The organism is Dellaglioa sp. CoH-57-MRSF-18 (assembly GCF_056781995.1).
This window is the reverse complement of the sequence record NZ_JBXAXX010000078.1, coordinates 1-469: the sequence shown is the minus strand read 5'-3', so window position 1 is coordinate 469 and position 469 is coordinate 1. Positions and strand designations below refer to the sequence as shown.

Here is a 469-nt window from a genome sequence, read left to right as displayed (position 1 = left end):
ACCAAGCAGCATGATCGCAATCACCAGTATGTCCAGCACGATTCCTCCGCAGCAAAAACAAAAGGGTGGATAGCGCCAACTATCCACCCTCTATTTACTTGCCCAACACCAAATCAACCAAACATCTTCGGCTCTGCACATTAACCCGGGCCGACACCGAGCAAAAGGAGTGCAGGTAACCAGACTGCGCGGCATGTGCAATACCGTCGTGCATGAATCTCGTGCGAACCCGAATCAGTAGCTGGTCAGTTCTACTGACTGAATATGGCAGGTGCTGAGAGATTCGAACTCCCGACCAACGGCTTTGGAGGCCGCCGTTCTACCAGCTGAACTAAACACCTGTGGTAGGGGACACAGGATTCGAACCTGTGAATGCTGGGATCAAAACCCAGTGCCTTGGACCTGACTTGGCTAGTCCCCAATTGATTAGTTGACCTCAACACGTGGAAAATCTACACTAGCGACACAC

The 469-nt window shown here is 51.6% G+C and carries 1 tRNA gene; it reads right to left on the bottom strand.

From position 1 onward, the window contains the following. Nucleotides 1-265: 265 nt before the first annotated feature. Nucleotides 266-341 (bottom strand) — tRNA-Trp (locus AC1RPG_RS08150). Nucleotides 342-469: the final 128 nt, after the last annotated feature.